General features: G+C 64.4%; 7 protein-coding genes. 5 read left to right on the top strand and 2 right to left on the bottom strand.

Translation table 11 applies throughout. The features are described 5' to 3' along the window. Window positions 1-35 precede the first annotated feature (35 nt). Both hemL and ACE3TQ_RS10355 read right to left on the bottom strand, forming a co-directional pair. Window positions 36-1,319, bottom strand: coding sequence for a glutamate-1-semialdehyde 2,1-aminomutase (gene hemL / locus ACE3TQ_RS10360; protein ID WP_374582056.1), 1,284 nt, complete (start codon window positions 1,317-1,319; stop codon window positions 36-38). Next, window positions 1,316-2,125, bottom strand: coding sequence for a hydroxymethylpyrimidine/phosphomethylpyrimidine kinase (locus ACE3TQ_RS10355; protein WP_374582055.1), 810 nt, complete (start codon window positions 2,123-2,125; stop codon window positions 1,316-1,318). Before ACE3TQ_RS10355 ends, hemL begins: the two co-directional genes overlap by 4 nt. Window positions 2,126-2,221: 96 nt before the next feature. On the opposite strand from ACE3TQ_RS10355, the gene ACE3TQ_RS10350 reads away from it, so the two are divergent. The 5 genes from ACE3TQ_RS10350 to ACE3TQ_RS10330 all read left to right on the top strand — a co-directional run bounded on the left by ACE3TQ_RS10350 (window position 2,222) and on the right by ACE3TQ_RS10330 (window position 6,256). Continuing rightward, window positions 2,222-2,374: a rubredoxin gene (locus ACE3TQ_RS10350; protein ID WP_028104578.1), complete on the top strand. Its 153-nt coding sequence runs from the start codon at window positions 2,222-2,224 to the stop codon at window positions 2,372-2,374. Between the two features lie 148 nt (window positions 2,375-2,522). Then, window positions 2,523-2,921, top strand: coding sequence for a response regulator (locus tag ACE3TQ_RS10345; protein ID WP_374582054.1), 399 nt, complete (start codon window positions 2,523-2,525; stop codon window positions 2,919-2,921). A gap of 30 nt (window positions 2,922-2,951) precedes the next feature. Beyond that, on the top strand, window positions 2,952-3,317 hold the full coding sequence (locus ACE3TQ_RS10340) for a response regulator transcription factor (RefSeq protein WP_374582053.1): 366 nt from the start codon (window positions 2,952-2,954) through the stop codon (window positions 3,315-3,317). Between the two features lie 3 nt (window positions 3,318-3,320). Then, entirely contained in the window at window positions 3,321-3,866 is a 546-nt protein-coding gene (locus tag ACE3TQ_RS10335) for a chemotaxis protein CheW (RefSeq protein WP_374582052.1), read from the top strand. Between the two features lie 56 nt (window positions 3,867-3,922). Next, the gene (locus ACE3TQ_RS10330) at window positions 3,923-6,256 is read left to right on the top strand and encodes a methyl-accepting chemotaxis protein (RefSeq protein ID WP_374582051.1); all 2,334 of its coding nucleotides are present in this window, start codon (window positions 3,923-3,925) and stop codon (window positions 6,254-6,256) included. The last annotated feature ends 12 nt before the right edge of the window (window positions 6,257-6,268 follow it).

Here is a 6,268-nt window from a genome sequence, read left to right as displayed (position 1 = left end):
GTACGTCCCCATTTTTTCCGTCCCCATTTTTTTAGTTAGAGGGTAGCGAACACTGACCGCGCGGCGGCGATGGGGGCGTCGATCACGGCGTCGTCGTGCTGGGCGCTGACGAAGCCGGCTTCGAAGGCGGCCGGGGCGAAGTAGACGCCTTCATCCAGCATCTTGTGGAAGAAGACGTTGAACTTGTCGCGGTCGCCGGCCATCATCTCGGCGTAGTTGTTGGGCGGGCTGGCGCTGAAATACAGGCCGAACATGCCGCCTTCGGCGTCGGCGCAGAAGGTGACGCCGGCTTCCCTGGCGGCGGCGGTCAGGCCGTCGGCCAGGCGGCGTGCGCTGCGCGCCAGGCCTTCGTAGAAGCCGGGCTGCTGGATCAGCTTGAGCGTGGTCATGCCGGCCGCCACCGCGACCGGGTTGCCGGACAGGGTGCCGGCCTGGTACACCGCGCCCACCGGCGACATTTTCGACATCAGCTCCTTGGAACCGCCAAAGGCCGCCACCGGCAGGCCGCCGCCGATCACCTTGCCCAGCGCGGTCAGGTCCGGCTTGATGCCGTACAGCGCCTGGGCGCCGCCCAGGCCGACGCGGAAGCCGCACATCACTTCGTCGAAGATCAGGATGGCGCCGTGCTCGGTGCACAGCTCGCGTAGCGCGCCCAGGAATTCCGGCGTGCCCTTGATCAGGTTCATATTGCCGGCCACTGGTTCCACGATGACGCAGGCGATTTCCTTGCCGTATTGGGCGAAGGCGGCGCGCACCGCTTCCACGTTGTTGTAGTCGAGCACCATGGTGTGCTTGACGAAGTCTTCCGGCACGCCGGCCGAGGTCGGGTTGCCGAAGGTGAGCAGGCCGGAACCGGCCTTCACCAGCAGCGAGTCGGCGTGGCCGTGGTAGCAGCCCTCGAATTTGACGATCTTGTCGCGGCCGGTGGCGCCGCGCGCCAGGCGCAGGGCGCTCATGGTCGCTTCGGTGCCGGAGGACACCAGGCGCACCTGGTCGATGGACGGCACCAGGCGGCAGATTTCTTCCGCCATCTCGATTTCCGCCTCGGTCGGGGCGCCGAAGGACAGGCCGCGCGTGGCCGCCTCCTGCACCGCCTTCACCACTTCGGGGTGGGCGTGGCCGACGATGGCCGGGCCCCAGGAGCCGATATAGTCGATGTAGCGCTTGCCATCCGCGTCCCAGAAGTAAGGGCCTTCGGCGCGGGTGATGAAGCGTGGCGTGCCGCCCACGGAGCGGAAGGCGCGCACTGGCGAGTTCACGCCGCCCGGGGTGGATTTCTGGGCGCGTTCAAACAGGATGTCGTTTTTCGAAGTAGTCATGGCTTGAAGAAGCGATTAGGGACAAAACGGCCCATGCCATAGCGCTGGGCATGGAGCAGGGTCTGGAACAGGTATTGCTCGGCGCGTTCCACCGCCTCCGGCACGGCCAGGCCGTGCGCCAGCCAGGCGGCGATGGCGGCCGACAGCGTGCCGCCGGCGCCGACGAAGGGGCCGGGCAGGTGCTTCCATTTGTCGTGGCGCAGCACGCCTTCGCCGCTGTACAGGGTGTTGGCGCGCTGGCCGCCGCCGGCATTGGTGCCGGTTACCAGCACGTATTCGCAACCAAGGTCGATCAGGTGTTCGGCGTCGTCGGCCATGGTTTCACCGTTGCCCAGGTCGCGCCAGGTTTCCGCCATGCGCGTCAGTTCGACTTCGGACAGCATCAGCAGCGTGCCCTGCGGCACCAGCAGCTGGCGCAGCACGGTCAGCAATTCTTCCGGGTCTTCCTCGTCGCTGTGTTCCGGCAGCTGGCTGCCGAACGGGTCCAGCACCAGCGGCGCGTCCGGGTAGTCGGACATGATTTCGGCGATGGTGGAGACGTGTTCCAGGTTGTCCAGCGCGCCCACCTTGAAGGCTTGCACCGGCACGTCTTCCAGCACCATGCGCGCCTGGTCGGCCACCATGTCGGGATCGACGTGCTGCTGCTCCTCGACGCGCGCGCTGTCGCCCACCAGCAGGGCGGTGGTGACGGCCAGGCCACGGCAGCCAAGGGCGTTGAACACGGCCAGGTCGGCATGCACGCCGACCGCACCGACCGGGTCGGCGGCGCCAAAGGTCAGGATCAGGGGAGATGTTTGGTTTTGCACGGCGGGTAGATTAAGATACCTAATTCAGCATTTTACTTTATTAGAGGGTGACTCAACGTGAGCAGCATTGAACCAAGCCAGGAATTCCAAAGCTGGATGTGCCTGATCTGCGGCTGGATTTATGACGAAGCCGCCGGCTTGCCGGAAGAGGGCATTGCGCCCGGGACGCGCTGGGCCGACGTGCCCATGAACTGGACTTGCCCGGAATGCGGCGCGCGCAAGGATGATTTCGAGATGGTGGCGATCTGAAATTGCATTCTGGTCAATTGAGTTTCCATTAACCTAATAGGTGTTTCAAGGTAGTCATTTAAATAAGTGTTTCTTTTAAGCAGCAGATAGCGCCACGGGCCAAATCCCTGTGCTATCGTAGCGAGACTATAGGGTTAACATCTGCCAAATGACGACAACACCGCAAGGATCTGGACTGAAAATCATGGTAATCGACGATAGCAGCACGATCCGTCGATCCGCCGAAATTTTCCTGACCCAGGCCGGCTACCAGGTGGTGCTGGCCGAGGACGGCTTCGACGCGCTGGCCAAAATCAACGACCACCAGCCGGCGCTGATTTTCTGCGACATCCTGATGCCGCGCCTGGACGGCTACCAGACGTGCGCGCTGATCAAAAAAAGCGCCAAGTTCCACTCCACCCCGGTTCTGATGCTCTCCTCCAAGGACGGGTTGTTCGACCGTGCGCGTGGCGCCATGGTCGGCTCGGCCGCCTACCTGACCAAACCCTTCACCAAAGATAGCCTGCTGGCTGCGGTGCGCGAGCATACCGCGGCCGCCAGCGCATAAAAAAATACACTGCATTACTAGAGGCAAAGCATGGCCATTCAACGAATCCTGATCGTCGACGACTCGCCTACCGAGCGTTATTACCTGACCGATATCCTGGTGCGCAGCGGTTTCACCGTATCCACCGCGGAAAACGGCGAAGAAGCCCTGGCCAAGATCAAGGCTGATAAACCGCAACTGATCCTGATGGACGTGGTGATGCCGGGCCAGAACGGCTTCCAGGTCACGCGCGCCATCGCCAAGGATCCGGAACTGCAGGACGTGCCGATCATTATCTGCTCGTCCAAGAACCAGGAAACCGACCGCATCTGGGGCATGCGCCAGGGCGCCAAGGATTACCTGGTCAAGCCGGTTGATGCGGCCGAGCTGCTGGCCAAGATCGCCGCACTCGGTTAAGCCATGGCCATCGACCAGCAGGCGCCGACCGGCGCCGAACGCCGCAGCCGCCTGCGCCAGTACCAGGTGACGCTGCTGGAACGCATGCAGGCCGCCAAGGCCGGCACGGGCAACGCCGGGCGCGAGCTGGGCGTGCTGCTGGGCGGCCGGCGCTGCCTGCTGGACCTGACCCAGGTCGGCGAAATCGTGCCGTACCAGGCAGTGACAGCGGTGCCCCTGGCGCAAGAGTGGTACCGCGGCCTGGCCAATATCCGCGGCAACCTGGTCGGTGTGGTCGACCTGGCCCGCTATATGGGGGAAGCCGGCGCCGCGCCGGGCCCGGAATCGCGCCTGGTGACCTTTGCCGGCCACCTGGGCTTCAATTGCGCCATCCTGGCGGGCCGTGTGCTGGGCCTGCGCAACCTGGATGAGATGGAACAGCAAGCACATGACAGCCGGCTGCCCCTGTGGGGCAACCAGCAATTCCAAGACCGTGATGCGCAGCAGTGGACCAGGCTCGACCTGGCGGAACTGGTGCGCGAAGCACGATTCCTGCAAATCGGCCTGTAACGCGCACCGCTGCCCGGCGGACGCCAAAATATCAAAAGCTATCGGGGGACGTAGTAATGGCAATTAAATGGTTCTCGCGCTCCGCACAGGAGTCCAGCGCTGAGCTGGGCTCCAATTCGGAGTTTTCCAGTTTCAGCCACTCGCAATATGGCAACACCGCAGTGGCGGAAGCGATCGCCGAGCCGGAGGTGGCGGCGGATGCGGCGGCCCCGGCCGACGCGGCCGAAGCGGCCGGCGGCGTGCGCGGCTTGCTGCAGCGCCTGCGCAGCAGCACGGTGGGCGAGAGCGCGGCCAACGTCAAGCTGCCCCTGATCGGCCACCTGCCCAGCCAGCGCCAACTGAGCCTGCTGACCAGCACGCTCGGCGTGTCGATCATGCTGTCGGTGCTGTTCGTGGCGTGGAATGCGTACAACAGCGGCGTGGCATCGACCCGGACCCAGATCGCGTCCGACGTGCTGATGCACTCGCAGCGTATCGGCAAGGCGGCGCCGAATGCGATTAAAGGCAACAAGGACGCCACCGCCCAGCTGGAAGATTCGCGCAATGAACTGAACCGTGCCCTGCTGGTGCTGGCCGATGGCGGCCGCTATGCCGGCCGTTCCATCATTTCCGCGCCGGGCTCGGTGCTGCCGTCGCTGAACGATGCGCGCAAGAAGTGGTCGGCCTCCGACAAGGCGGCCGCCACCATCGCCAAGTACAAATGGGACTTGTCCGGCCTGGATGAAACCCTGCAGAAACTGAACGCCATGTCGCCCGACCTGCTGGCGCTGACCGAGGAAGTGACGCAGGCGCGCCTGAAGCAGGGCGGCAGCCCGAAAGAGCTGGCGGCCCTGGGCAAGCTGGGCATGCTGACCCAGCGCATGAGCCGCAGCGCCTCGACCTTCCTGACCGAGGGCGGCATTTCCTCGTCCGAGACCGCGTTCCAGCTGGGGCGCGACGCCACCGTGTTCCGCCAGACCGTGGACGGCTTCCTGGCCGGCAGCTCGGCGCTTGGCCTGCCGGCCGTGAGCGACGGCGAAACCCGCGAGAACCTGCAGGCGCTGAAGAAGGGCTTCGAGGACTACGACAAGCTGGTCAAGTTCATCCTGGACCGTCTGGAGAAATTCTCCGCCGCCAAGAGCGCGGAGCGCCTGCTGTTCGCGGAAAACGAACAAGTGCGTGCCAGCTTCGCCAGCCTGCAAAGCAAGCTGCGCGAGGAGCAGGACTCGCTCGGTATCGCCTTCTGGCTGATGGTGGTTGGCCTGCTGATGACGCTGGTGTCCGCCGGCGCCATCGGCCGCGTGCTGCTGCTTGATTCGCAAAACCGTGGCCGCGCTTCCGAGCGCCGCCGCCAGGAAGCGGAAGCGATGCGCCTGAAAGCGCAGCAGCAGGAAGAAGAAGCGAAGGCCATGAACGAGCAGAACCAGGCCGCGATTCTGCGCCTGATGAACGAACTGCAGGAAGTGGCGGACGGTGACTTGACCGTGCAGGCGACCGTGTCGGAAGACATTACCGGTGCCATCGCCGACTCGGTTAACTACACCGTGGAAGAACTGCGCGGCCTGGTGGGCCGCGTCACGGTGACGGCGGAGCAGGTTACCGCGGCATCGACCCACGCCCAGGGCATTTCCAACGACCTGCTGAATGCATCGCAGGCGCAGTCGAAGGAGATCCAGGACGCGTCCAACACCGTTGTGAAGATGGCCAACGAGATTACCGACGTGTCGCGCAGCGCGGCCGAATCGGCGGACGTGGCGCGCCAGTCGGTGGCGGCGGCACGCCAGGGCGCGCAGGCGGTGCAGAACGCGATCAAGGGTATGGACGAGATCCGCGAGCAGATCCAGGAAACCTCGAAGCGCATCAAGCGCCTGGGCGAATCGTCGCAGGAGATCGGCGAGATCACCGAGCTGATTTCCGACATTACCGAACAGACCAACGTGCTGGCGCTGAACGCGGCGATCCAGGCGGCATCGGCGGGCGAAGCGGGGCGCGGCTTCTCGGTGGTTGCGGAGGAGGTGCAGCGCCTGGCGGAACGTTCGGCGGAAGCGGCCAAGCAGATCGGCGCGCTGGTGAAAACCATTCAGACCGACACCCACGACGCGGTGGCGGCAATGGAAAAATCGACGCAGGGTGTGGTCGAGGGTGCCAAGCTGTCCGATGCGGCCGGTACCGCGCTGCAGGACATCTCGCAGGTGTCGGACCGCCTGGCGGAGCTGATCCAGGGCATTTCCTACGCAACCGGCATGCAGGCGACGTCCGCCAACGGCGTTGCGCATAATATGCAGCACATCCTTGAGGTAACGCAGCAGACGCAGGACGGTACCCAACAAACGGCATCGTCGGTGCGCAAGCTGACCGTGCTGGCGCAGGAGCTGAAGAACTCCGTGTCGCGTTTCCGCATTAGCGCCTAAGTTGTGGCTTAA

This window comes from Pseudoduganella sp., from assembly GCF_041914865.1.
Taxonomy (GTDB): domain Bacteria; phylum Pseudomonadota; class Gammaproteobacteria; order Burkholderiales; family Burkholderiaceae_D; genus Rugamonas.
Note: the sequence above shows the minus strand (reverse complement) of the source record. Positions and strands in the feature narration are given on the sequence as shown.